The organism is Veillonella parvula (assembly GCF_047241225.1).
Lineage (GTDB): Bacteria > Bacillota > Negativicutes > Veillonellales > Veillonellaceae > Veillonella > Veillonella parvula_O.
This window is the reverse complement of sequence record NZ_JBKTIE010000002.1, coordinates 162,550-187,705: the sequence shown is the minus strand read 5'-3', so window position 1 is coordinate 187,705 and position 25,156 is coordinate 162,550. Positions and strand designations below refer to the sequence as shown.

The window sequence follows — 25,156 nt, the reverse complement described above, 5'->3', positions numbered from 1 at the left end:
GAGCTATAATGGCAGAAAACATACTAACTGTAGAAAACCTTAACATTGCGTACCAAGGTGTGCCTGCTGTTATGGATGTGAACTTTACCTTGGAACGCGGTAAGGTATTAACCATCGTAGGTGAGTCCGGATCCGGTAAAACTACCGTGATCCGGGCCCTCATGGGTTTATTGCCTGTAGGTGGTGAGGTAACAGAGGGTACAATGCTCTTTAATGGTCATGACCTTCGTACCCTATCTAAGTCTGAATGGAGATCCATACGTGGCAAAGACATAGCCATGATTTTCCAAGATAGTGGTAGTGCATTGGATCCTATTGTTCGCATTGGTAAACAGTTTAGAGAGTTGTTTACATCTCATATTGAAATCTCCAATGATGAATGTGATCGACGAGCCATTGAGTTATTGGAATCCGTAGCCTTACCTAATTGTGCAGATATCTTGCGCCGTTATCCTCATGAGTTATCTGGTGGTCAACGCCAACGTGTGGGTATTGCCATGGCATTAGCTTTGGACCCAGCATTACTCATTGGTGATGAACCTACATCTGCTCTGGATGTAACAACACAATCTCAAGTGGTTATGCAAATGCTTGAACTAGCTAAAGAGCATAATTCAGCAATTGTAATGGTTACGCATAACCTTGGTGTAGCAGCGTATATGTCCGATTATATCATTGTTATGAAAAAGGGCCGTGTTGTAGATGCTGGTACTCCGCAAGATATTTTGGAAAATCCATCTAATGAATATACAAAACAATTAAAAGACGCTGTGCCAACATTGGGAGGAGGTCGTTACATTGACTAATTATGCAGTAGAAATTAAGAATGTATATAAACGATTCCCACTTCCTACTGGTGGTGAGCTCGAAGCATGTAAGGATATTAATATAACTCTCGAAAAAGGTCAGTCCCTTGGTATTGTAGGTGAATCTGGCTCTGGGAAAACAACATTGGTTCGTATGATCATGAAGATGCTTCCTATTACGGAAGGCGAGATTTATGTAGATGGTGTAGAGATTCAACATATGAACTCTGAACAAACGAAAGAATATCGTAAAAAGATTCAAATGGTATTTCAAGATCCATCTGCAGCTTTTAATCCACGTATGAAGGTCAAAGATATCATCCTTGAGCCACTCTATAATTTTGGTCTTCTTGAAAAGGGAAAGGAAGAGCAAATCGCAGGTGACTATTTGGAAATGGTAGATTTACCACGTGAGTTTATGCATCGTTATCCTCATGAAATGTCTGGTGGTCAACGCCAACGTGTTGCCATTGCTCGTGCTATCGTTTTAGAGCCTGAAATCCTCGTATTAGACGAGGCTACTAGTGCTCTAGATGTATCCGTACAAGACTCCATTGCGTACCTTTTGGCGCGTTTACAAAAAAAGAAAAATTTAACATACCTATTTATTGCTCATGATATTGCCTTTATTCGTACGATGTGCCACAAGGTGGTCGTAATGTACAAAGGTGCTATCGTTGAAGAACTAGATGCTTTCCACTTGGCGGATGCAAAACATCCATATACAAAGGTTTTATTGAGCTCCATCTTTGAAATTGGTCAAGATCATAAGCCACTTACCTTGGATGAGGCTGCATTAGAAGCTTAGAGAGCTTGTTTTAAAACTTTTAAAAGTATAGCTTTGAAACGTAGAGGCTTAGAGCGGATAGGTAAACTTAAAATAGCAGTTAGTTTCAAGACTAACTGCTATTTTTTATGTATAGTTAAGATATGAAATTTTTTAATAGATATATTGAAATGTTTCTCAAATTATACATTGTGTTAACACCTAATCTATAGTATAGTTGACTGTATAAAATATACCCCTATGGGTATAACAAGATATGCTCATATGAAGTGATGTACATAGATTCTCTCTATATTAACTATTGTAAAAGCAGGTTATATTTACTAGATTATGTTAATACAAAACATAGTGAGTATCTGAGCATAAATAGATAGTTAATGTGTGTAGAAAGGTTAGGTGTATAAATGAAAGGATTACGCAAGGCTTTACTAATAGGTATGACCCTTGGTATGACCGTGCTCGGGACTGTTGGCTGTATGAATCAAGACTCTTCTTCGTCTAATGATGTATTAAAGGTAGGGGCTATTAACTTTGCTGGCACATTAGAACCAACAGAAAATTATTTTAGTTGGGCTGTTGTACGCTTTGGTGTAGGTGAAACGCTTATCAAGTTTGATAACCAAATGAAGGCAACCCCGTGGCTTGCTACCTCTTGGAAACAAGGTGATGATAAATTGACCTGGACTTTCACCATCAATGATAAAGTCAAATTCTCAAATGGTAATAAATTGACAGCTGAGGCGGTAAAAGCATCTTTAGAACGGACCTTTGCTAAGAGTAAACGAGCAAAAACGTTCTTTAACTATACAGAAATTACTGCTAACGGTCAGGAGTTGACCATCAAGACTGATAAGGAATACTATAACTTGCCAAACTTGCTAGGTGATCCATTGTTCTTGATTATGGATGTGACAGCAGAGGCGAATGGTCGTGATATTGCAAAGGAAGGTCCTATTGGTACTGGTCCATATGTAGTATCCTCTTTCACAAAAGAGCGTGCTGAACTAAAACGTAATGATAATTACTGGGATGGTAAAGCAGGCTTTGCCAAGGTTGAGATCCCTTCTATTAATGATGCGAATACGCGTGCTATGGCATTACAATCTGGTGATGTAGATATGGCTATTAGCATTGGACCTGGTGAATATAGTATCTTCCAAAATGATAAGAACTTCACTATCTATGAAATGTCTTCCTTGCGTGACGTATTTGTTCGTATGGGGCAAAAGGGGAAACTACGAAATCCAAATCTTCGTGCAGCCCTCATTGCAGCGGCAGACCGCGAGTCTTATGCGAAAAATCTCATGAAAGATACGTTCGTAGCTGGTAAGGCTCCATTGCCACCATCCATCGATTATGGCTTTAACCAATTACGCGATCCTAATAAATATAATGTAGAGCGCGCTAAAGAATTACTTAAACAGGAAGGCTATGAAGATACGAATGGTGATGGCATTGTCGATAAAGATGGTGAAAACCTAGTACTTGATTTCTACGCTTATACAACGCGTCCTGAATTACCATTATATGCGGAAGCATTGCAAGCGGACTACAAAAAAATCGGTGTAGATTTACGAATTAAAATCGTAGATTATGCGGTTATCGACACATTATCTCAATCTGGTGATTATGATATGATTATCTCCAGTGTTGTAACCGCTAATACTGGTCAACCAGTATGGTTCTTGAAACAATATTGGGGGACAGGCGTTGAAACTAATGGGTCTGGCTTCTCCAATCCTCGTTTCGATGAATTGTTGGCTTTAGGTGAAAGCGGTAGCGATCCAGTAGTACGTCGTAATGCGGTTATCAATGCGCAACAACTGATGTTAGATAACGCTGTAGCATTATTCCTTGGGTATCCTAAAATTAATATTGTAGGTAATAAACATATTGATGGTATCAAGATAACACCGTCTGAATATTACATCATTACAAAAGATTTGAAAAAGAAATAAAGTTTGCTGCTTACATAAAAATAAAAGGACTAGCTCGCATGGGCTAGTCCTTTGTGTTATCTAAATATTATTTTTTTTCTGTTACATCTAAGTCTGCCATGTTAACTGCATTGGCCTTGCCAATCATTTTATTATACTTGGTAAATAATTGCGTATAAGCTTCGCCATAAGATGAGTTGATAATAATGTAGTTGCGTGCCTCTGCAACAAATTCTTTTACTGAGTCTTGATACTCTCTTACCGCATTTTGTACTTCTGGTGTAGTACCAGGTTGTAATTTATTGAGGCGTTGTGTAATTTGTTGTAAGTTTGATTCTACCTTTTGGGTGTCTGTATTCCCATCTGGATCAATAAGGTCAATAGTTTGTGCTGTTATGAGATTTATCTCTATAAAGTTAACCGCATTTTCCCGCTTTTCTCCCTGATACTCAGTCATGCGTTCGTTATAAAGCTCATTATTACGATTATCTAAAGCTAAGTCTAATGCATTATATGTAGCGTAGAACTGTTCTGCTAAAGGTACATATTGAGCTGCTAGCTCATCGCTACCTTTATAATTATCCTTTTCATAACGACGTTCCACATAGTAAGATTGCAACTGATCAGCAATAGGAATAATTTGATCAAGCACTACGAGGACGTCATTTGTCGCTTGGTTTACATCTTCGTAGGGTGTAGAACTATCTTGTTTTGCTACCTCTAATGCAGCTTTAAGTTCCTTATATTTAGGTAAGGTAATCGTCGTATTATGAGACCCATTGCGCAACTCTTCAAGAGTTGGCTGTAATTGGTTAGCATAGGCTACACTGTATGAGTTATATGCATCTAATGCAACAATATAAGGTCGTATGGCGTTGATTTTATCGTCAACGGTTGATCGATATAAAATTGTCGTTGTATTGGATGATAAGAGTGTATACACCCCATAGATCCCACCACCGATAATAGCAGCACCAAGCACAATGGCTGCTATTAACTTGATGTACCCCTTTTTCAACTGCGCACGCTCCTTGAAAACACACTAACTCTTTTGGATCCATTTGGACAGACTAATGCCCTAAGAGTAATTATTTACATTATATCACAACTTTACGTGGCAAAAAAGACGTATAGATACGATAATTATAAGGAATAGATGAAAATGTTAGATTTGGACATGTATTTATATTTATAATTAGCGATTAAACGATGAATGAGGCTGTAAGCTGTTATAAAAATATACTTTTAAAAGTAAAACTATATACTCTCTAGACGTTGCAGCTGCGGCTGGTATAATAGCAAGTATAGTATTCATTATATGGGGAGTTCGTTATGTCAGAATCGAATCATTTAATCAATTTTGCTACATCTTCGGAACTTATTGCTAATGGGGAAGGGCGTAATGTATTATCTGCTATTGAAGATGGATTACGCAATTGTGATGAGTTTTTAATATCAGTAGCATTTAATTGTATATCCCGTTGTAGTCGTATATAATAATATTATCAGATTTGTATTTTTCGATATAATCAAAGAAAGGAGTACAACATGTCAAATTTTATCACTCCTAAAGAATTATTAGCTTGTCTCGATGAGGTCATCATTTTAGATGCTAGAGGGTATCAAGATTATAAAAAAGGCCATATTAAGGGGGCTCATGCGGTAGATTTAGACAAGGATTTGACTGGTCCTTTAGGCGAGCATGGTGGTCGTCATCCATTGCCAGATATGGAACAGTTAGCTCATACCTTTGAGTCTTATGGCATTACTCGCAACTCCAAGGTTGTAGTATATGATTCTTGGCTATTTTTAGCGGGCCGTCTTTGGTGGACGTTGCGCTACATGGGCTTAACTGATGTACGTGTATTGTCTGGTGGTGTTGAACGTTGGGTTCGAGAGGGCCATCTCCTAACTAAAGAGCCTACTCCATTACCTGCTGAACCATCTATCTTTAACTACGAGTTGCAAACGCATATGGTTATGAGCCGTGATGAGGTACTCAAGGCTAGTGAAAGCGGAGATCATGTTATCATTGATGCTCGTGCGCCATTCCGCTATGATGGATCTCAAGTAGATACGATGGATGGCATGACAGGCCATATCCCTGGCGCTGTTAATCATTTTTATGAAAGTGGCTATACCGTAGATGGTCCTAAATCCTTGAAAGATTTAGAGGCTGAGTATTACAACGAAATCTACCAAAATAGGCCAGTTGTAACGTACTGTGGGTCTGGTGTGACTGCCTGCAATGCGTTGTTAACCATGAGTGAAGTAGGGCTTGAATCTGCTTTATATGTTGGTAGTTCTAGTGACTGGGTAACGTATGAAGGCTTCCCGCTTAGTACAGGTGTAGAAACATTAAACTAACTTAGGAGGGCGAATGAATCTATTAAAACAATTATTAACAGTCGTTGCCTTTGGTTATTTGTGTTATCATATCTATACCTTTGGACCTGGTATGTTTAATGTAACTGTATTAGTAATCCTTGTCTTGTCGGCGGTGGCTAACTATTTTCGTGAGAAACGTGAAAGCGATCTTAAAGCAAATGAAAATGCCCGCAAGGCTCGTGCAGAAGCAAGACATGCTAAGAAACATAAAAAGCGGTAGTATTGCTAACATATAATCTTTAGATTAGCTTACATTAAGCAAAAACTTGACGTATATTCTATGTGAAAGAGACTTTCACCAAGTTAAATACGGTGAATAGTATTAGATTGATGCGAAGTATTATAAAGGAGTAAGAATTGAAATTAATTTCTTGGAATGTAAACGGCCTCCGCGCCGCTGTAACAAAGGGATTTATGGAATCCTTTAATGAATTAGATGCAGATATTTTCTGCCTGCAAGAAACAAAATTGCAACCCGATCAAATTTCTTTGGAGTTGCCAGGGTATGAGCAATATTGGAATAGTGCAGTTAAGAAAGGCTATAGTGGCACGGCTGTATTCACGCGTATTAAGCCATTGTCCGTAACTAATGGCATCGGTATTGAAGAACACGATCAAGAGGGCCGTGTTATCACTGCTGAATACGATAATTTCTATTTGGTATGCTGTTATACACCGAATAGCCAACGTGAATTAGCTCGCCTTGATTATCGTATGACTTGGGAAGATGCATTCCGCAATTATCTACTTGAATTAGATAAGAAAAAGCCTGTCATTCTATGTGGTGATCTCAATGTAGCACACCAAGAAATTGACCTAAAAAATCCTAAGACGAACCGTAAAAATGCAGGCTTCTCCGATGAAGAGCGTGCAAAGATGACAGAACTCTTAGGGGCAGGCTTTACAGATACATTCCGCCATCTCTATCCAGATGCTATTGAAGAATATAGCTGGTGGTCCTACATGGGGAAAGCTCGTGAACGAAATACAGGATGGAGAATTGACTATTTCATCACATCTAAACGTCTTGACGATAAAATTCAAGAAGCTAAGATTCACCAACAAATCTTTGGCTCTGATCACTGTCCAGTAGAATTGGTTATTGATCTATAAAATTTTAGTGAATATAAAAGCACAGCCTCATCTACGGATGAGGCTGTTGTGATAGAAAAGGAGATACTATGGCTCAAAAACAAAAGGCCGTCGTTCTTTTTAGCGGTGGCGTAGATAGTACTACTTGTTTGGCCCTTGCCATTGAACGATTTGGCAAAGATAATGTGGTGCCCTTATCGATTCAATATGGTCAAAAACATAGTAAAGAATTAGAGGCTGCTATAGCTATTTTAGAGTACTATGGTCTCGAAGGTAAAACGATGGATGTTACCAAGCTATTTGCCTTCAGTAACTGCTCCTTGTTAGTACAATCTAGTGAAGACATTCCGCAAGGTTCCTACAAAGAACAACAAGATGCAGAAGGGGAAGGTACGGTGAGTACTTATGTACCGTTTAGAAATGGGCTATTCCTATCTGCGGCAGCATCCTTGGCACTATCTCTAGACTGCGGCTATATCTATTACGGTGCTCACAGTGATGACGCAGCGGGCAATGCCTATCCTGACTGTACAGAACACTTCTACAAATCTATGGGCGACGCCATCTTTGAAGGATCCGGTAAAGAATGCTCCTTAGAAGCACCCTTTATTAACGCCAACAAAGCTGACATCGTAAAAGAAGGCCTACGCCTCGGCGTACCATACCACCTCACATGGTCCTGCTACGAAGGCGGAGACAAACCATGCGGACACTGCGGTACCTGTATTGATAGAGCTAAAGCCTTCCATGTCAACGGCGTCGAAGACCCAGCACTATAACTCCCATAAACTGGATTAGACAAGTTATGGGCAGGCTGTAAGATGATATAGTGTAACTATTAAATAATATATATAGAGGTATAGTGATTTAAAGTGGCCATTTGAGTCACTACATAACTATAATATTGATTTGCTAAATTCGAAGTGGAAGAAAATACCTTTTCAAAGAGCGACTTTGGCAGGTCGAGGCCCTAGGCCGATGACCGGTTCGCCAGTGGAGCGATGAGGAAAGGTATTTTCTGACACCCCGTCCTTGCAAACATTGCACCGATAGTAGTTACTGTCAAAGGCCACTTTAATCTGCCTGTGACTTGTAAATATCGAGAATATATGATATTATAAGCGCACAACTAAATAAGACAGTTTGAAACCATCCTGTCTCTAAACAAAACTACGGAAATTCATAAGCATTGTAAGCATGGTAGTTTTGCCATGCTTTTTTTTATTTTGAGGAGGTGAGTGTTATGATTTCTACACGCAAATTGACTATTTCTGCCATGGTTGTGGCATTGTACATCGTTGTATTGTATATAACGCAAAGCGTTTCTTTCGGGGCGTATCAAATTCGTATAGCAACATCATTATATGCACTTGCTTATGCCTTTCCGTTCTTGGTAATTCCCATGGGGATTGGCAACCTCATTTCTAACTTCCTATTCGGCGGTCTTGGTATCTTCGATATGGTAGGGGGCTTTGGTGTCGGTGTAGTAACGACAGGCATCATCGTAGGGATGCGCAAGCTTGGTCTCAGCGCTTGGTGGGCAATGATTCCCATTGTCTTTGTGCCTGCACTATGTGTGCCATTGTGGCTCAGCCCATTACTTGGCCTACCGTACTGGCCATTAGTATTGAACCTTATCGTGGGTCAAACTATTCCAGCGATTCTTGGTTCTGTATTGGTGAAAGCTTTGATGAGCCGTCCTAGTGTGGCTGCTTTGTTAGGTGCTTTTAAATAATAAGTGGTTTTATTGATAAAACTAAGTAAATAATTGAATCTCAAGAGATGTTTTGATTATGTATCTAGGTAAATAAAAAGGCGTAAGCTCACATTGAGCTTACGCCTTTTTCATGGCTAACATGTATGGAGGTATAGGAGTTTAACAGTTGTAGCCACGCCATTTAGTTTCAACTACGAGTCGTTCAAGAGCAACCATGTACGCTGCTTGACGAGGTGGTACATTATATTTATGTTGCATTTCCCAAACAGCTTCGAAGCTATTTTGCATATTCTTAGTTAATCTTTCATTAACCTCTTCTTCAGTCCAGTAGAAACTAGCTTTGTTTTGTACCCATTCATAGTAGGATACAACTACGCCACCACCGTTGGCAAGCACGTCAGGAATGATATCGATGCCCTTTTCATAGAAGTATTTATCCGCATCATTAGTAGTAGGGCCATTAGCGCCCTCCAAGATGATCTTAGCTTGGATATTTTCCATGTTATCTTTGTTTAATTGGTTTTCAAGGGCCGCCATGTACAATACATCAACTGGTTGAGCCAATAACTCTTGAGGTCCAATTGTAGTCATGCCTGGTTCGCTGTAACCTTCGAGGGAACGACCATGGGAGTTAGCATATTCGTATGCTTTTTCAACATCAAGACCGTTAGGATTGTAGATGTTAACGCTTACGTCGCCGATAGCCACAACTTTTGCACCTGCTTGTGCAATGAGACGAGCACCTACGGAGCCTACGTTACCAAAGCCTTGAACTGCAACTGTAAGGTTTTTGATATCTAAGTTTTTCTTAGCGAGATAGCTTTGCAATGCGATGAGACAACCGCGACCAGTTGCTTCATTACGGCCTAAGGAACCGCCAACTTCGATTGGTTTACCAGTAACGATACCTGGGCTCCATTCGCCTTTTAATGTGCTGTATTCGTCAGCGATCCAGCTCATGATTTGAGCATTTGTATTTACGTCTGGAGCAGGAACGTCAGTATTAACACCAATGATAGGTGCAATACGGCGTACGAAGTTACGAGTTAAGCGTTCTAATTCACGAGGGTTTAAAGTTTTTGGATCGACTTTAATGCCCCCTTTACCGCCGCCATAAGGAATGTTAGCGATAGCGTTTTTAATAGTCATCCATGCCGCAAGTGCACGCACTTCGTTTTCGTCGGAATCTGGATGGAAACGAAGACCGCCCTTAGCGCTACCACGTAATGTGGAATGTTGGCAACGATAGCCTTCGTATACTCGAACTTCACCATTATCTAATTGAAGAGGAACCGCTACTTTTAGTTCCCGTTCTGGGTGACGTAACACTTCGTATTCACTACGAGTATAGCCGAGCTTTTCAGCTGCTACGTCTAATGTGTTTAACATGTTTTCATATGGGTTATAACCGCTCATAATTACCTCCTGGATAACAGAGTAAATTAATTAGTGCTAATTTTTCACATACTTAAGTATTCGACATTATAAATAGAATACCCTTTATATTTTTATAAATATATTCTATAGTTTTTGACCTTTAAAAGTAGGAAAAATATAGATGGTTACTGTGATATCTGTCACTTTAAAATCTCTTGGTGGAGGATAGTCTTATCTATGAAAATGGATACTTTTACAAAAAATAAAAATCTATATTCCAAAGAATATAGACCCATCTGTATGTATTAATAAAGTATTTTAAAGATTATACGAATTTAAAGATTATAGGAATTTAAAGATTATACGAAAAAGACTGGTGAAAGATACTTTCACCAGCCTCATAGGTAAATATATTTTATTTTTCCACTGTATCTTCAATCGGAGTAGGAGGCACGGAGGAGTCTGTAGTTTGACCATCGCCCCACCATACGATGCCATATTTGTGATTTAGGATGGAACGGTTAAATACAGGTGTTTCAATACCTGCCTTGCGTTGTTTGATATAGTCATCAAGCGCAAGACCTGCTGTGCGACCCATGCGTACGATGGAACTTACGTTAGTTAATACTAAGAAAGCCATGAATAAATCGGCTAGATTCCATACAAGATCTAGAGAGGCAACAGAGCCAATAAATGTCATAAGAATTACGCCAATACGGAACAAATGTAGATAAAATCGTTTATTTGTTAAGTGGCTGATATTGATTTCACCGTAGTAATAGTTACCAATTAAGGAACTAAAGGAGAACATAACGATGAAAATGGCTACGGCTGTAGGCGCCCAAGAACCAAGTTGTTGAGCTAGATTATGTTGTACAAGAGCAATGCCTGTTAGACCTGTAGTGCTGTAATCACCCACGATGAGTACGATGAAAGCAGAAGCTGTACAAATGATGAATGTATCAAGGAATACGCCGAATGCTTGTACAAGACCTTGTTCTACAGGGTGGTTAACAGCTGCCGTAGCGGCTGCGTTTGGAACAGAACCTTCCCCGGCTTCGTTAGAGAAGAGCCCCCGTTTGATACCATTCATAACAGTAGCACCTAATAAGCCACCACCTGCTGCAACAGGCTCAAATGCGGAGGCGAAAATAGTATAGATTACATGTGGGAATTGGGTGATATTCATAATTACCACAAATAATGCAGTAGCAATGTATAGAATCGCCATGATAGGAACAATGATTTCAGATGCTTTTGCAACGCGGTTGATACCACCGAATATGATAATACCAAGAAGGACTGCTACTACAGCGCCTGTATAGGACACATCAAGGTTAAATACCTGGAGAGATGCAGCCAAAGTATTGGCTTGTACAGAATTGTAAATCCAACCATAGGTAATACTGATTAAAATAGCAAATAGAACAGATAATGCCTTGTTGTTTAGACCATACCGAATATAGTAAGCTGGTCCGCCATAGAAACCGCCCTTAGCAACAGGTTCTTTGTAGATTTGTGCTAATGTAGATTCGATGAAGCCCGTGGCAGCACCGATGAGTGCGATAACCCACATCCAGAAAATAGCACCAGGGCCACCAAGTACAACGGCAATAGCTATACCTGCGATGTTACCAACACCTACACGAGATGCGGTACTAACACAGAATGCTTGAAATGAGGATACATGGTTCTTTTCTGTAGAGCTACCTGCGCCGTTAATTACGAGGCGAATCATTTCTTTAATCATGCGAATTTGTACAAAATTCGTTGTCATCGTAAAGAAGAGGCCTGCGCCGATAAGAATAAAAATGATGAAATAACTCCATAAATAGCCGTTTATGGTAGATATAGCATCATTAAGCATTGCTTCCATAAAAACTCCCTTTCCTATAAAAAAATCCATATTTCATAATAATCAATGATATTGTATCAATTTCTATAGACTATGTAAAACAAAAATCCTTCACAAATAGGAAGGATTTTGCTTTATATAGTATTTTGTAGGATGTTTTTTATGCCTTAGTAAATTCTTGTGACTCTTCCATTCCTTGCAACAAGGTTTGTTCAGAATGTTCCATGTGAATTCGAGCTAGTTTACGAGCTTGTGCGGCATTGTGAGAGGCGATGGCTTCCACTAATTGACGATGTTCCTCCCAAGTTTTTCTAAGACGACCTGGTTGGTTCATAGAAAAACTACGGAAGCGGTAGGTTTGTTCTCGCAAATTGTGAACAATATCCGCCAATCTTTCATTACGAGATGCGCGGTAGAGGACTTCGTGGAATTCTACGTCCGCAGCCACAACGGATTCCATATTTTTGTTTTCCATATGATCGCCGATTTCTACAAGCATTCTCTCCAGCGTTTCGATTTCCTCTTCTGTAATGCGTTCTGCTGCAAGGCCTGCCGCAAGTTCTTCCAGGGCAGAACGGATTTCAAATACTTGCGTAATATCCTTTAAAGATATGTTGGCAACGTAGGTACCGCGACGAGGAACCATAACGACAAAGCCTTCTAGTTCAAGTTTACGTATGGCTTCACGAATGGGGGTACGACTTACACCTAACTCTTCGGCAAGGGGAATTTCCATGAGGCGCTCCCCAGGTTTTAACACCCCATCTTGGATGGCTTGACGCAATGTTTCACTTACCACTTCTCTTAGTGGTTTATACGCATCGAGTCGTATAGGTTGTAACCGTTTTGTCATACTAAGTCCTCCTGTGTACATGTTTTAGTAATGAGTGACAGCCAATCATGACCAGCTGCTTTAATCTCTTCTTGTAATTGTAAGGCTTCCATAGGTTTGTTAAGTAATACTACCATCGTAGGACCGCTTCCTGTCATGATGGTTGGGTAACCACGGCTAGTGAAAAACTCCTTACATATTCCTAGTTCTTCGTGATCTGGGAATAATAATTCTTCGAAAGTATTAGCGCTACTAGTGAAAGCAGATTGTAAATCATTATTCTGAAGATGGTTCAGAACGGTATCGATTGTTTTGGTGGTGGCATTAGATTTACCGTTGAAGCGACCATAAGCAACCGCTGTAGAAATAGATACCTTTGGCTTTACTAGTAATAGCCAATGTGCTTCTGGCGATTGGCTATAGGTTAACACTTCGCCACGACCAGTTCCGCGAGCTGTACCACCTTGTAGTAGGAACGGCACATCAGATCCTAGTGAGGCACCAATGTTTAAAAGTTCCTCTTGTGTGAGCCGTAAGTCCCAAAAGCGGTTGAGACCTAATAACATGGCTGCTGCGTCTGCACTACCGCCACCAAGACCCGCTTGAATAGGAACGCGTTTTAATAGGTGGATGGCGGCACCGGCTTTACAACCCGTATAGGCCTGTATGGCGCGTAACGCTTTGAGCGCGAGATTATCTTCTCCATAGCTTACGAGTTTTTGCATGTAGTCAGGCAATTCGGGAGCGCCACCAGAAAATACTACGGAATGATGCTTAGCGAAATAAATAGAATCACTAAGGCGAATCGATTGAAATATAGAATCGATGTCGTGGTATCCATCGTCACGCTTGCCTGTAATAGCAAGCCCAATATTAATTTTGCTGCAACCGAGTTGCTCAAAACTTTTACTCATAATAGCCTCGTTTGTAATGTACAAAATATATGCAGTTTATATGTTTATTTTATACTGTTATAAAGTGATTGAAAATAACCATTAAGTGGTTTATGATGATTTTGTATATACCTGTTGTTTGATTATTAAAAGCATTGTAAACAGCGTATGTTTTAATTAGTTCATTATAGAATATTTATAGTGAAATGGCAATTTGGAGGGAGCTATGTTCGCCAAGTATAAAGATGTTGTCTATCAATGTGTCATAGTTGCTATTGGTTGTGCAATTTTTGGTGCTGGTTTAGATGCCTTTGTACTACCTCACAAACTGGTTAGTACTGGTATTAGTGGGGTAGGGTTGATTTTGTATTATCTAACGGGATTATCCGTTGGTTCTTGGAACGTTATTTTGAACGTCCCTATATTTTGGGCTGCTTGGAAGTGGCTTGGTAAACGCGTAGTGCTTAATACCTTGTATGGTACGCTCATGTTATCGTGGATGATTGATCTGTTTAGTTTCTTGCAATATGACATGATCATTAAGGATCCACTACTCAGTTCTATGATGGCAGGTATCACAACTGGACTAGGGCTTGGTATCGTCTACCGTGTAGGTGGTAATACAGGGGGACTTGATCCAATTGCACTTATCGTTCGCAAATATTATGGCCTTCAAATGGGGTCCATTAATAGCGCTATCAACTGTGCCATCCTCTTAGTTGCTGTCGGCGTTGTTGGACTTGAAGCGGTAGCTGTAACTCTTATCAGTGTGTATGTGTATACTATTATTACAAATAAGGTGGTAATCGGGTTTAATCAACGTAAAGTTGCTTTTATCATTACCTATCGCACCGATGAAGTATGTGAGTGTATTATCAATAAGGTTGGTCGTGGTGCCACTATTATTAATGGTATTGGTGCCTATACACGGACGCCTAAGCAAATTGTGATGGTTGCAGTCAACTTGCTGCAGGTAAATAAATTGAAAGAGGTTATTCAAGAAGCGGACCCAAATGTGTTTATCTTGATTACTGATGCCCAAGAGGTTATCGGTCAAGGTTTTACTCAACCTATTGTTCCTGCGGAAATATCTAAACAGCTAAAATCACAAGATATAACTACCGAAGCGAACAATAATGTTGTAATAGATGAAAATAGTTGTAACAAATTAAAATAAAGAATTATGATAAATCTCTGGCTGTTGTCATCTTATATTAATTATGCGTAAATATAATATTTTATGAATGATACATACATTTTGAAAATAATTTAATGTGATTGATTGAATATCAAGGTTGTAAAATGAGAGGGCTTGCCCTCAAGATAAGATTAGAGGTTTCTATGACTCACAAATTAGCAGGTACGCCTGTACAAGAACAAGATATTATCGATGTGCAAACCCTTGTGGATGCATATTTTGATAATACTCCGGATATTACAGATCCGACACAACTCGTATCCTTTGGCACATCTGGCCATCGCGGTACATCTTTAAATAGTACGTTTACAGATTTACATGTGGCCGCTATTACACAGGCTATTTGTGATGGCCGTGGTCAATTCGGCGCTACAGGTCCGATTTTTGTCGGTCAAGATACACATGCTTTATCTCAGCCAGCCCTTGTGACGGTTCTAGAGGTCCTTGCTGGCAATGGTGTAACGGCAATGGTTGATTCCGATATGGATTTCGTGCCAACACCATCTATATCTCGTGCTATTATTCGTTATAATGAAAGCCACGATGATAAGGCGGATGGTATCGTGATTACGCCGTCTCATAATCCTCCAGATAATGGTGGCATTAAGTATAACGCTACCAATGGTGGTCCAGCGGATACGTTGATTACTAAATGGATTGAAACACGTGCCAATGAATATGTTCACGCATATTGTGAATTAGAAGGATTTAAACGTATTAGTATCGACAATATTGAACCCGACCAACAGGTTCCATATGACTATAAAGGTCTATATGTAGAAGAACTATCTTCTATCATTAATATGGAGGCAATCCAAAGTGCAAAACCTAAGGTCCTCGTTAATGCCCTCGGCGGTAGTGGACTAGGTTATTGGCGTGCTATTAAAGAGCGGTATAATCTAAACCTAGATATTATTAATGATGAGTATGATCCAACCTTTAGCTTTATGACCTATGACCATGATGGTAAGGTACGTATGGATTGCTCATCTGAATATGCCATGGCTGACGTAATTAAACAAATTGGTAATTATGATCTCGCTGTTGGGAATGACCCTGATTATGATCGCTATGGTATCGTTAGTCCGCATGGGCTAGCTTCTCCAAACGCATTTCTTGTGACTGCGGCGGATTATTTGTTTACGACTCGTGGTTGGACAAATAAAGGGGTCGGTAAAACCGTTGTTTGTACCACTATGATTGATAAATGGGCTGCTAGTAAAGAGGTTCCTGTTTATGAGGTTCCAGTAGGTTTTAAATATTTTAGTTCCCTATTATTCGATGGTGAGATTGGTATTGGCGGTGAAGAATCTGCTGGTGCATCGTTCCTTAAAAAAGACGGTACCGTATGGACTACTGATAAAGATGGCATGGTAATGGCTCTCCTTGCGATGGAAATGTATGCCGTTATGGGGGCTACTGTTGACCGACTCTATAATAATCTTGTTGTAGGGTGTGGCGATCCTCGTTTTGGTCGTATTGATGCGCCTTGTACAAAGGAGGCCAAGGTTAAGTTGAAACAATTAAATGCAAGCTCCATTACGGCTACCGAAGTAGATGGTGATGCGATTACTAATGTTCGCACTACTTCTCTGTATAAAGATATGCCTATCGATGGTGTTCGTGTGGAAACGGAAACAGGATGGTTTGTAGCACGCCCATCTGGCACTGAAGATTTATATAAAATTTATGGTGAAAGCTATAAAGGGGATAAAGGTCTTATCGCATTGTTAACTGCTGGTGAAGAGATTGTAACAAGTGCTTTGTCTGACGAAGTGTAACATGTTGTTTTCACTAGAAAACTCATAAAGATTTCACTCATGAAAAATAATAAATGTGTTATAATATATTAATATAGTTTATTGAATGCCCTATACTGGCTATATAGCTTGTAGTGCTTAGAGAAGGTGATGTTATGAAATTAGTTGTTACCGTTGTCGGCGTAGACCGCGTTGGTATCATTGCTGGGGTTAGTACCGTACTCGCTAACTACGGTGTAAATATTATGTCGATAAATCAGACCATCCTTGATGGCGTTTTCAATATGATTATGATGTGTGAAACTAAGTCTGAAGATATGAAAAATCTTACAGCTATCCAAGAGGCTTTGACGAATCAAGGTAAAGAACTAGGTGTTGAAATCCGTGCACAACATGCTGATATTTTCTTAAGTATGCACCGCGTAGGATAGGAGGCACTTATGTTATCTATCGACAATATTTTAGAAACGAATCAGATGATTCACGATAACAAGCTTGATGTGCGTACTATTACGATGGGGATTAGCTTGCTAGAATGTGCATCTAGTTCTGGTAAAGAGCTGTGTGACCGTATTTATGACCGTATTACAAAAGAGGCAGAACATCTTGTATCTACAGGGGAAGATATTGAGCGAGAATTCGGCATCCCTATTATCAATAAGCGTATTTCTGTAACACCCATTTCTCTAGTTGCAGGGGGTAGTGATTTAACATCTTATGTTCCTGTGGCGGAAGCTATGGATCGTGCTGCAAAAAATGTAGGTGTTAATTTTATTGGCGGCTTTTCTGCGCTTGTAACAAAGGGCGCCACTCGAGCTGACCGCATTTTGATTGACTCTATTCCTGAAGCGCTGGCAACTACGGATATCGTTTGTAGCTCTGTTGCTGTGGGCTCTACTAAAACTGGTATTAACATGGACGCAGTGCGAGACATGGGAATCATCGTTAAGAAAACTGCAGAGCTTACAAAGGATAATGATGCTCTTGGTTGTGCTAAGCTCGTAATATTCTGTAATCCTGTAGAGGATAATCCATTTATGGCGGGTGCTTTCTTCGGGGTAACAGAAGGGGATAGTGCTATTTCTGTAGGTGTATCTGGCCCGGGCGTTGTAAAACATGCGCTTGAATCTGTTCGAGGTCAATCCTTTGACGTTGTAGCAGAAACGATTAAACGTACTGCTTTTAAAATCACGCGCGTAGGTCAATTGGTAGCGCAAGAGGCATCTCGCCGCCTAGGTAAACCATTTGGTATTATTGATTTATCTTTGGCGCCAACGCCAGCTGTAGGTGACTCTGTAGCTCATGTTCTTGAAGAAATGGGCTTGTCCTCTTGTGGTTGTCATGGCACTACAGCGGCACTAGCATTACTTAATGATGCGGTGAAAAAAGGTGGTCTTATGGCTTCCTCTCACGTAGGTGGTCTTAGTGGTGCATTCATTCCTGTCTCGGAAGATGCAGGCATGATTGATGCTGTATCCTGTGGCAGTTTGACACTTGATAAATTAGAGGCCATGACATGTGTTTGTTCTGTAGGGCTTGATATGATTGCTATTCCTGGAGACACTACTGCTGATACCATTTCTGCTATCATTGCAGATGAATCAGCAATTGGTATGATTAATAATAAGACAACTGCGGTTCGTGTAATTCCTGTACCTGGTAAGACTGTTGGAGAGGTTGTTGAATTTGGTGGATTATTAGGTTATGCTCCTATTATCGAAGTGAGTCCATATAGTGCAGCCGAGTTCATTGCCCGCGGTGGCAGAATTCCTGCTCCTATTCGTAGCTTAACGAACTAATCCGTTTTTACAACCTACTTGTTGGAGGTGTCTTATGAGTGAATATGTGCTCGATTATGTGTGGGCCTTTGCAGTAGCGCTCATCATAACCTTTGCACTTACCCCATTGGTAAAACGCTTTGCCGTTGCTGTTGGGGCAATAGATAAGCCTGATGCTCGAAAGGTGCATCATGGTGCGATTCCACGACTTGGTGGATTAGCAATCTTTCTCGGTTATGTGGGATCGGTTCTTTTTAACGATTCCATTCCGCATGATCATAAATTGTTTGGGTTTGTCCTTGGTACAGTCATTTTGGTGCTAGTTGGTATTTGGGACGACATTAAACAAATTGAGCCAAAAACTAAGTTAATGGGCCAAATTATAGCAGCCGCTATCCTGGTGGCTTATGATATTCGAGTAGATTTCATTAACCTTCCTTGGGGTGGTGTAGTATATCTCAAGTATTGGGCTATTCCATTGACTATTTTCTGGATAGTTGGTTTTACAAATATTGTAAACCTCATCGATGGCCTTGATGGCTTGGCTGCAGGTATTTCCTTTATCGCATGTATCGCTGTTTGTGCAATGACATTGCAACTTGGTCAAACTGATCTTGCTTGTATCTCTCTTGCTTTAGCAGGTGCGACTGTAGGTTTCTTGCGGTATAACTTCAATCCTGCAAAAATATTCATGGGTGATACGGGATCCATGTTATTAGGCTATACATTAGCAGCTATTTCCGTTATGGGCGCTGTGAAGACAGCTGCTATGATTGCTCTAGTGGTACCTGCCATTGTGTTAGGCTTGCCTATTTTAGACACCTTATTTGCCATTGTGCGCCGTAAAATCAGTGGACGTCCCATCTTTAAACCCGATAAAGGTCATGTTCACCATCGCTTATTGGCACAAGGATTAACACAAAAGCAAGCTGTATTGTTGATGTATGCAGTAACAGCTCTTTTCGGCGGTGTATCTGTTATCGTTGCAGAGGTTAATGCTTGGGTCGGCGCGACCTTGGTATTAGTAATTTTCTTGTGTAGTATTTATATTGCACGACGTCTTGGCGTTATCATGCATAGTGATGCGGCAGGGCATCCGTTACCACGTCCTACAATTGAACGCAGCGACTCGGATGATACCATATCCTTTGATCGCGATGAATTGGCTAAAGCCTTGGAGAATACTGATGATTCTCATAAGGAATAACCATCTGTGGGGCGCTTGGCGCCCCATTTTTTCTATCCTACTACGTTGGAGGCAACTATGTTAAAAGTTATGACAATCTTTGGTACAAGACCTGAGGCTATCAAGATGGCTCCTCTTGTAAAAGCATTACAAGCAGCACCAGATATGGAACCTATCGTAACCGTTACGGCACAGCATCGAGATATGCTCGATCAAGTACTAAACTTGTTTAATATTACCCCAGACTATGATTTAAATATTATGAGCCAAGGTCAAACACTATATGATGTAACTAATCGTGCTTTGATGGGCCTTAAAGATGTATTAGAAGAAGCAAAACCTGATGTGGTACTCGTTCATGGTGATACTACAACTACCTTTGCTGGTGCCTTGGCTTCTTTCTACCAAGAAATTCCTGTAGGTCACGTGGAAGCAGGATTACGGACAGGTGATATTTACTCTCCGTTCCCTGAAGAGATGAATCGCAAATTGACGGGGTCTATTGCGACGTATCACTTTGCGCCTACTTCTAGTTCTGAAAGCAATTTAAAAAAGGAAAATATTAATACAGAACATCTTTATGTAACAGGGAATACTGTTATCGATGCTCTTGATACGACGGTACAAGACAACTATGTATTCGATGATGCAGCTATTAATGCTCTTGATCCTAAAAAACGTACGGTTCTTGTTACCACACATCGCCGAGAAAACTTAGGTGAACCTATGCGCCATGTATATCAAGCCATTCGCGATTTAATTAATGAATTTGAAGATATTCAAGTTGTTTTCCCTGTACATAAAAATCCTAAAGTTCGCCAAGTTGTACAAGAGGAGCTTGGCTCTGTGGATCGTGTTACATTAATCGATCCTCTTGACTATGAACCGTTTGCAAACTTGATGGCTAAATCTTACTTGATTTTGACTGATTCAGGTGGGATTCAAGAGGAAGCCCCAGCTCTTGGTAAGCCAGTTCTCGTATTGCGTGATACGACAGAACGTCCTGAAGCAGTAGAAGCAGGTACCGTTCGCCTTGTAGGTACTGATAAAGATGCGGTACATAAAGCCGCTTATGAATTATTGAGCAATGCTGAAGCGTATAAGTTGATGTCTAACTCTGTTAACCCATATGGTGATGGTAAAGCATCTGAACGCATCATCCAAGCGTTGCGCCATGAGTTCTTAGGCAATCCTAATCGTCCTGAACGATTTGGTAAATAATATGGATAAGGATCTTGTGAAAGCCCTCGCCATGGCAACATCAGCGGGGGTCACACTGGTCTCCTGTATAGGAGGATTTATTTGGCTAGGTTATAAATTGGATACTTGGCTTCAAACGGAACCACTCTGCATGGTCATATTTGGCCTAATAGGAGCTATAACAGGGTTTTATATGTTATATAAACAAGTTAAGTAGTGAGGTATGTATGAATCAATATATAAAATTCATAGTGCGAGTGCTGCTGACTTGTTTTTTTATTGCTTTTTTGGGCAGTATAATACAAGTTTTATGTGGCTTAGAACAGTATCTATGGGGATGGCTTTGGGGCATCTTTATAATGGTTCTCTACTTACTTAGCCTAGCTTTGCATGGACAATCTATTGTGTCAGGAGATCCTTATAAAGCCGTACGTAAATCTCGTAGACAGATGATTTGGCGCCTTATGTTAGTAGGCTCTCTAGTGGTCTTAGGTCTGAAAATTCCCGGTGTAGAGGCTGTTAGCATGTTTATAGGTATCGCGCTTATTCAGCCTGCATTATATGCTGTGTACTGGTGGCTCAGTTGCCAGTTTTAGTTCTAAAATGACCTAAAATAGGAACAACAAAGGTATTCCAATTATGCATTGTATACATTATATTTATGATTAATTGGAATTGCTTACCCTTCAAGTGTTGATTATATATCTATAACGATGTATGATGATACATATATGTTATATTTATATTAATTGTAAATATATTAGGTTTTATTATATCTATGAAAGGGGTTGAGAACGTGGTATTACATGCGGGACACCATGAGGTCGTGCAGTGGTTGGGGTTGACATTTAATATAGATACCTTGATTGCTACATGGGTTACTATGGCTATTGTAATATTAATAACAATACTAGCCACCCGAGGACGTAAATTGGTGCCTGTAGGCTTGCAAAATATAGTGGAATCTATATTAGAAGGCTTAGAGGGGCAATTAGCTCCGAACTTGGGTCGTCATTGGCCGATGGTGAGTTCCTTGTTATTTACGTTTTTCTTATTTATTTTTGTAGGAAATGAATTAGGCTTAATGCCTACACTTAAGGCGTTAACATCACCAACATCTGATATCAATACTACAGTTGCATTGGCTTTATGTAGTACATTAGTAGTATGGGTTATGGGTATTAAAGTTAAAGGCTTATCTTACTTTAAGCATTTTGTACGACCTTATAAGGCTTTACTAGTACTTAATATCTTTGAAGAGATCGCTAGACCTGTTACGCTTGCTTTCCGTCTATTCGGCAATATCGTAGCTGGTGAAATTTTGTTAGAAGTATTATACAAGTTGCCTTGGTTTGTACCTGTACCATGGGTGTGGATTGCTTTTAGTTTGTTTATCGGCATTATTCAAGCCTTTATTTTTACCGTTCTTACAGCATCCTATTTAGGGATGGCTCTTAGTGAGGAACATTAATTATTATATATGGAGGATATATTATGGAAGCTCAAGGTTTATTCGCATTAGCAGCAGCGATCGCAGTAGGTTGTGGTGCCATTGGTGCAGGTATCGGTGACGGTCTTGTATCTAGTAAAGTAATTGAAGGTATTACACGCCAACCTGAATTGCGTGGTCAATTGATGTCTACTATGTTCGTTGCGATTGGTTTAATCGAAGCGATGCCTATCATCGGTGTAGTAGTTGCGTTTATTTTGTTATTCAGATAATAACGAGGAGGAATAACCTTGGTTGACTTAAGCCTTGGAACGATTCTTGCTCAAATGTTGAACTTTTTTATATTAGTTTGGCTATTGGCGCGTTTTGCATATAAACCATTATTGGCTATGATGACAGAACGTAAAGAACGAATTGCTAAAGATTTAGAAGCTGCTGAACAAGCCCGTGCAGAGACAGAAAAGTTTAAAGCTGATTATGCAGCTCAAATTTCTAATGCTCGTGTAGAAGCACAACAAATTGTTGAAAAAGCAATTCAAGAAGCAGAAAATACTACACGAGAACAATTGGCAACAGCTCGCGAGCAAATTGAACAAGAAAAAAATCGTGCTCGTCAAGATATTGCCATCGAACGCGATCGTGCTATGAACAGCTTGCGTAACGAAGTGGTATCTTTATCTGTAGCTATGGCTGGTAAAGTTGTTGCTAAAGATATGAACAGCGAAACTAATACAAAATTGATCGAAGACGCTATTCGTCAACTTGATAGTAAAACGATAGGGTTGTGATACGATGAGCATAGAAATTGTAGCAGATAAATATGGTTCGGCTATGTTTGAATTAGCTCAAGAACAAAATATTTTGGAACTCATGGAGGAGCAATTAGGTTATGTAGCGTCCGTTATGGCGGAACAGCCTGAACTTCGTTTATTCCTTGAAAATCCAATCGTTACAGAAGATGCAAAGATTAAGTTAGTTGGTTCCATCTTTGAATCTAGTATCGACAAAGTTGCTTTACACTTTATCTATGTGATGATTAAACGCGGGCGCCATCGTTATATTGCACAGGCCATTGCAGCGTTTATTCAAAAATCACGAGAGGCTCGTGGTATTTTGGAAGCTACTGTAACTGTAGCAGAACCAATCACAGCTGATGTAGAAGCATCTGTACAAGCTAAATTACGAGAAGTAACAGGGAAAGATGTTATTTTATCTGTGCGTCAAGATCTATCTATTATGGGTGGTATTATTATCCAAGTAGGGGATAAACGCATTGATGGCTCTGTATCTCGTCGTTTAGAGGAATTAGAAAAATCTTTATTAAGAACGAACTCTATTAGATAGGGGTGAATGGGTATATATGAAAATGAAGCCTGAAGAAATCACTGCTATAATCAAACAGCAGATTCAGGACTATGATGTTGACCTCAATGTCGATGATGTGGGTACTGTTCTCGACGTAGGGGATGGCATCGCCCATATTTATGGTCTTGAAAGAGCCATGGCCGGTGAGTTGCTAGAATTACCACACGGCGTATATGGCTTGGTTTTGAACTTAGAATTAGATAATGTGGGTGCCGTACTATTAGGTGATGACTTCTTGATTAAAGAAGGGGACCAAGTGCGCCGTACTGGCAAAATTATGGACGTTCCTGCCGGAGATGCCTTGATTGGTCGCGTAGTAAACCCTCTTGGTCAACCTCTTGATGGCAAGGGTGCTATTCAAGCTACAGAACGTCGTCCTATCGAACATCCAGCACCTGGTATTGCGGATCGTCAATCCGTAAATGAACCATTGCAAACAGGTCTTAAAGCGATTGATGCGATGGTACCAATCGGCCGTGGTCAACGTGAGCTTATCATCGGTGACCGTGGTACAGGTAAAACTGCGATTGCCTTAGATACTATTTTGAACCAAAAAGGCAAAGATGTTATTTGTATTTATGTAGCTATTGGTCAAAAAGAATCTACGGTTGCTCGCGTAGTGCAAAAGCTTGAAGAAGCAGGCGCTATGGAATATACAATCGTAGTTTCTGCGAGTGCTTCCACAGGTGCACCTCTTCAATACATTGCACCATATGCTGGTGTTGCCATGGGTGAATACTTTATGTACCAAGGTAAACACGTATTATGCGTATATGATGACTTAACAAAACAAGCGGCTGCATATCGTGCTATGTCCCTATTATTGCGCCGTCCACCAGGGCGTGAAGCATATCCAGGTGACGTATTCTACTTACACAGTCGTCTATTAGAGCGGGCTGCGAAACTTTCATCTGAACTTGGTGGAGGTTCTATTACAGCGTTGCCAATCATTGAAACACAAGCAGGTGACGTATCTGCATACATTCCAACAAACGTAATTTCCATTACTGATGGTCAAATTTTCTTGGGAACAGATATGTTCTATTCTGGTATTCGTCCAGCTGTTGACGTAGGTTTGTCCGTATCCCGTGTAGGTGGTAGCGCACAAACTAAAGCGATGAAGCAAGTGGCGGGCCAATTGCGTTTGGACCTTGCTCAATATCGTGAGTTGGCTGCTTTCGCTCAGTTTGGTTCCGACCTTGATGCGGCTACACGCGCTCAACTTGATCGTGGTGAACGCTTAACTGAAATGTTAAAACAAGGTCAATATGAGCCTATGAGTGTAGCGGAAATGGTTATCAACCTTTACGCTGGTACTAAAGGGTACTTAGCAGATATTCAAGTGGCAGATGTATTGTCCTTTGAAGCTGAACTTTTACGTTATGTAAAAGCAAATTACCCTGAAATCATCACTAACATTGAAACGTCTAAGAAAATTGACGAAGAAACTGAAAATCTATTGAAGCAAGCAATCCCAGAATGTGTTGAAGCATTTGGCTCTACACATACATTAGTGTCTCGTAAGGAGGCGTAAT

General features: G+C 40.2%; 27 protein-coding genes. 22 read left to right on the top strand and 5 right to left on the bottom strand.

From position 1 onward, the window contains the following. The first annotated feature begins 8 nt into the window (after positions 1–8). The 3 genes from ACLRYO_RS04415 (at position 9) to ACLRYO_RS04405 (ending at position 3,551) form a co-directional block, all read left to right on the top strand. Positions 9–806 (top strand): ABC transporter ATP-binding protein, encoded by a 798-nt coding sequence (locus tag ACLRYO_RS04415; protein ID WP_024061595.1) that lies wholly within the window; start codon positions 9–11, stop codon positions 804–806. Beyond that, a complete protein-coding gene (locus ACLRYO_RS04410) occupies positions 799–1,614 on the top strand; it encodes an ABC transporter ATP-binding protein (protein WP_024061594.1) in 816 nt (271 codons plus the stop codon). The genes ACLRYO_RS04415 and ACLRYO_RS04410 overlap by 8 nt, the downstream gene beginning before the upstream one ends. Positions 1,615–1,997: 383 nt before the next feature. Next, entirely contained in the window at positions 1,998–3,551 is a 1,554-nt protein-coding gene (locus ACLRYO_RS04405; protein WP_278457209.1) for an ABC transporter substrate-binding protein, read from the top strand. Between the two features lie 67 nt (positions 3,552–3,618). Here ACLRYO_RS04405 and ACLRYO_RS04400 read toward each other — a convergent pair whose 3' ends face one another. Further along, positions 3,619–4,548 carry a DUF3829 domain-containing protein gene (locus tag ACLRYO_RS04400; RefSeq protein WP_008602411.1) on the bottom strand — a complete coding sequence of 310 codons (930 nt, stop codon included), beginning with the start codon at positions 4,546–4,548 and terminating at the stop codon, positions 3,619–3,621. 314 nt (positions 4,549–4,862) lie between these two features. On the opposite strand from ACLRYO_RS04400, the gene ACLRYO_RS04395 reads away from it, so the two are divergent. The 6 genes from ACLRYO_RS04395 to ACLRYO_RS04370 all read left to right on the top strand — a co-directional run bounded on the left by ACLRYO_RS04395 (position 4,863) and on the right by ACLRYO_RS04370 (position 8,745). Continuing rightward, the gene (locus tag ACLRYO_RS04395) at positions 4,863–5,027 is read left to right on the top strand and encodes a hypothetical protein (protein ID WP_278457207.1); all 165 of its coding nucleotides are present in this window, start codon (positions 4,863–4,865) and stop codon (positions 5,025–5,027) included. 51 nt (positions 5,028–5,078) lie between these two features. Continuing rightward, positions 5,079–5,897, top strand: coding sequence for a sulfurtransferase (locus ACLRYO_RS04390; protein ID WP_316584169.1), 819 nt, complete (start codon positions 5,079–5,081; stop codon positions 5,895–5,897). A 13-nt stretch (positions 5,898–5,910) separates the two neighbouring features. Beyond that, positions 5,911–6,138 (top strand): hypothetical protein, encoded by a 228-nt coding sequence (locus ACLRYO_RS04385; RefSeq protein ID WP_316584167.1) that lies wholly within the window; start codon positions 5,911–5,913, stop codon positions 6,136–6,138. 137 nt (positions 6,139–6,275) lie between these two features. Next, positions 6,276–7,031, top strand: a complete 756-nt coding sequence (locus ACLRYO_RS04380) for an exodeoxyribonuclease III (protein WP_128114504.1) — start codon at positions 6,276–6,278, stop codon at positions 7,029–7,031. Between the two features lie 68 nt (positions 7,032–7,099). Next, positions 7,100–7,789: a 7-cyano-7-deazaguanine synthase QueC gene (queC, locus tag ACLRYO_RS04375; protein ID WP_316584166.1), complete on the top strand. Its 690-nt coding sequence runs from the start codon at positions 7,100–7,102 to the stop codon at positions 7,787–7,789. 464 nt (positions 7,790–8,253) lie between these two features. Continuing rightward, complete coding sequence (locus ACLRYO_RS04370) at positions 8,254–8,745, top strand: QueT transporter family protein (RefSeq protein ID WP_316581636.1); 492 nt, start codon at positions 8,254–8,256, stop codon at positions 8,743–8,745. Positions 8,746–8,886: 141 nt separating this feature from the next. Here the strand turns inward: ACLRYO_RS04370 and ACLRYO_RS04365 are convergent, their stop codons facing one another. The 4 genes from ACLRYO_RS04365 to ispE form a co-directional block, all read right to left on the bottom strand. Continuing rightward, positions 8,887–10,143 carry a Glu/Leu/Phe/Val family dehydrogenase gene (locus tag ACLRYO_RS04365; RefSeq protein WP_008602423.1) on the bottom strand — a complete coding sequence of 419 codons (1,257 nt, stop codon included), beginning with the start codon at positions 10,141–10,143 and terminating at the stop codon, positions 8,887–8,889. 376 nt (positions 10,144–10,519) lie between these two features. Then, the gene (locus tag ACLRYO_RS04360) at positions 10,520–11,980 is read right to left on the bottom strand and encodes an alanine/glycine:cation symporter family protein (RefSeq protein WP_316584165.1); all 1,461 of its coding nucleotides are present in this window, start codon (positions 11,978–11,980) and stop codon (positions 10,520–10,522) included. Positions 11,981–12,119: 139 nt separating this feature from the next. Then, entirely contained in the window at positions 12,120–12,812 is a 693-nt protein-coding gene (locus ACLRYO_RS04355; RefSeq protein WP_004697535.1) for a GntR family transcriptional regulator, read from the bottom strand. Next, positions 12,809–13,705 (bottom strand): 4-(cytidine 5'-diphospho)-2-C-methyl-D-erythritol kinase, encoded by an 897-nt coding sequence (gene ispE, locus ACLRYO_RS04350; protein ID WP_021148541.1) that lies wholly within the window; start codon positions 13,703–13,705, stop codon positions 12,809–12,811. Before ispE ends, ACLRYO_RS04355 begins: the two co-directional genes overlap by 4 nt. A 205-nt stretch (positions 13,706–13,910) precedes the next feature. Between ispE and ACLRYO_RS04345 the strand changes: the two genes are divergently transcribed. The 13 genes from ACLRYO_RS04345 (at position 13,911) to atpA (ending at position 25,155) form a co-directional block, all read left to right on the top strand. Continuing rightward, a complete protein-coding gene (locus ACLRYO_RS04345) occupies positions 13,911–14,861 on the top strand; it encodes a YitT family protein (protein ID WP_156697263.1) in 951 nt (316 codons plus the stop codon). Between the two features lie 164 nt (positions 14,862–15,025). Continuing rightward, positions 15,026–16,663 carry a phosphoglucomutase gene (locus ACLRYO_RS04340; RefSeq protein ID WP_278467681.1) on the top strand — a complete coding sequence of 546 codons (1,638 nt, stop codon included), beginning with the start codon at positions 15,026–15,028 and terminating at the stop codon, positions 16,661–16,663. Between the two features lie 134 nt (positions 16,664–16,797). Further along, positions 16,798–17,073, top strand: a complete 276-nt coding sequence (locus ACLRYO_RS04335) for an ACT domain-containing protein (protein ID WP_156697261.1) — start codon at positions 16,798–16,800, stop codon at positions 17,071–17,073. 9 nt (positions 17,074–17,082) lie between these two features. After that, positions 17,083–18,441, top strand: a complete 1,359-nt coding sequence (locus ACLRYO_RS04330; protein ID WP_278457196.1) for a PFL family protein — start codon at positions 17,083–17,085, stop codon at positions 18,439–18,441. A 34-nt stretch (positions 18,442–18,475) separates the two neighbouring features. Then, positions 18,476–19,627, top strand: a complete 1,152-nt coding sequence (locus ACLRYO_RS04325) for a glycosyltransferase family 4 protein (RefSeq protein ID WP_156697260.1) — start codon at positions 18,476–18,478, stop codon at positions 19,625–19,627. A gap of 57 nt (positions 19,628–19,684) precedes the next feature. Further along, positions 19,685–20,827, top strand: a complete 1,143-nt coding sequence (wecB, locus tag ACLRYO_RS04320; RefSeq protein ID WP_021148539.1) for a non-hydrolyzing UDP-N-acetylglucosamine 2-epimerase — start codon at positions 19,685–19,687, stop codon at positions 20,825–20,827. A gap of 1 nt (position 20,828) precedes the next feature. Beyond that, positions 20,829–21,023 carry an AtpZ/AtpI family protein gene (locus ACLRYO_RS04315; RefSeq protein WP_012864790.1) on the top strand — a complete coding sequence of 65 codons (195 nt, stop codon included), beginning with the start codon at positions 20,829–20,831 and terminating at the stop codon, positions 21,021–21,023. 70 nt (positions 21,024–21,093) lie between these two features. Then, positions 21,094–21,402, top strand: a complete 309-nt coding sequence (locus tag ACLRYO_RS04310; protein ID WP_278467686.1) for a Tat pathway signal protein — start codon at positions 21,094–21,096, stop codon at positions 21,400–21,402. A 200-nt stretch (positions 21,403–21,602) separates the two neighbouring features. Beyond that, on the top strand, positions 21,603–22,277 hold the full coding sequence (gene atpB, locus ACLRYO_RS04305; RefSeq protein ID WP_004695063.1) for a F0F1 ATP synthase subunit A: 675 nt from the start codon (positions 21,603–21,605) through the stop codon (positions 22,275–22,277). A 23-nt stretch (positions 22,278–22,300) separates the two neighbouring features. Next, positions 22,301–22,528: a F0F1 ATP synthase subunit C gene (gene atpE / locus ACLRYO_RS04300; RefSeq protein WP_004695064.1), complete on the top strand. Its 228-nt coding sequence runs from the start codon at positions 22,301–22,303 to the stop codon at positions 22,526–22,528. 18 nt (positions 22,529–22,546) lie between these two features. Further along, a complete protein-coding gene (atpF, locus tag ACLRYO_RS04295) occupies positions 22,547–23,044 on the top strand; it encodes a F0F1 ATP synthase subunit B (RefSeq protein WP_012864787.1) in 498 nt (165 codons plus the stop codon). A gap of 4 nt (positions 23,045–23,048) precedes the next feature. After that, positions 23,049–23,600: an ATP synthase F1 subunit delta gene (gene atpH / locus ACLRYO_RS04290; RefSeq protein ID WP_021148537.1), complete on the top strand. Its 552-nt coding sequence runs from the start codon at positions 23,049–23,051 to the stop codon at positions 23,598–23,600. A 16-nt stretch (positions 23,601–23,616) separates the two neighbouring features. Next, on the top strand, positions 23,617–25,155 hold the full coding sequence (atpA, locus tag ACLRYO_RS04285; RefSeq protein WP_004697546.1) for a F0F1 ATP synthase subunit alpha: 1,539 nt from the start codon (positions 23,617–23,619) through the stop codon (positions 25,153–25,155). Position 25,156: the final 1 nt, after the last annotated feature.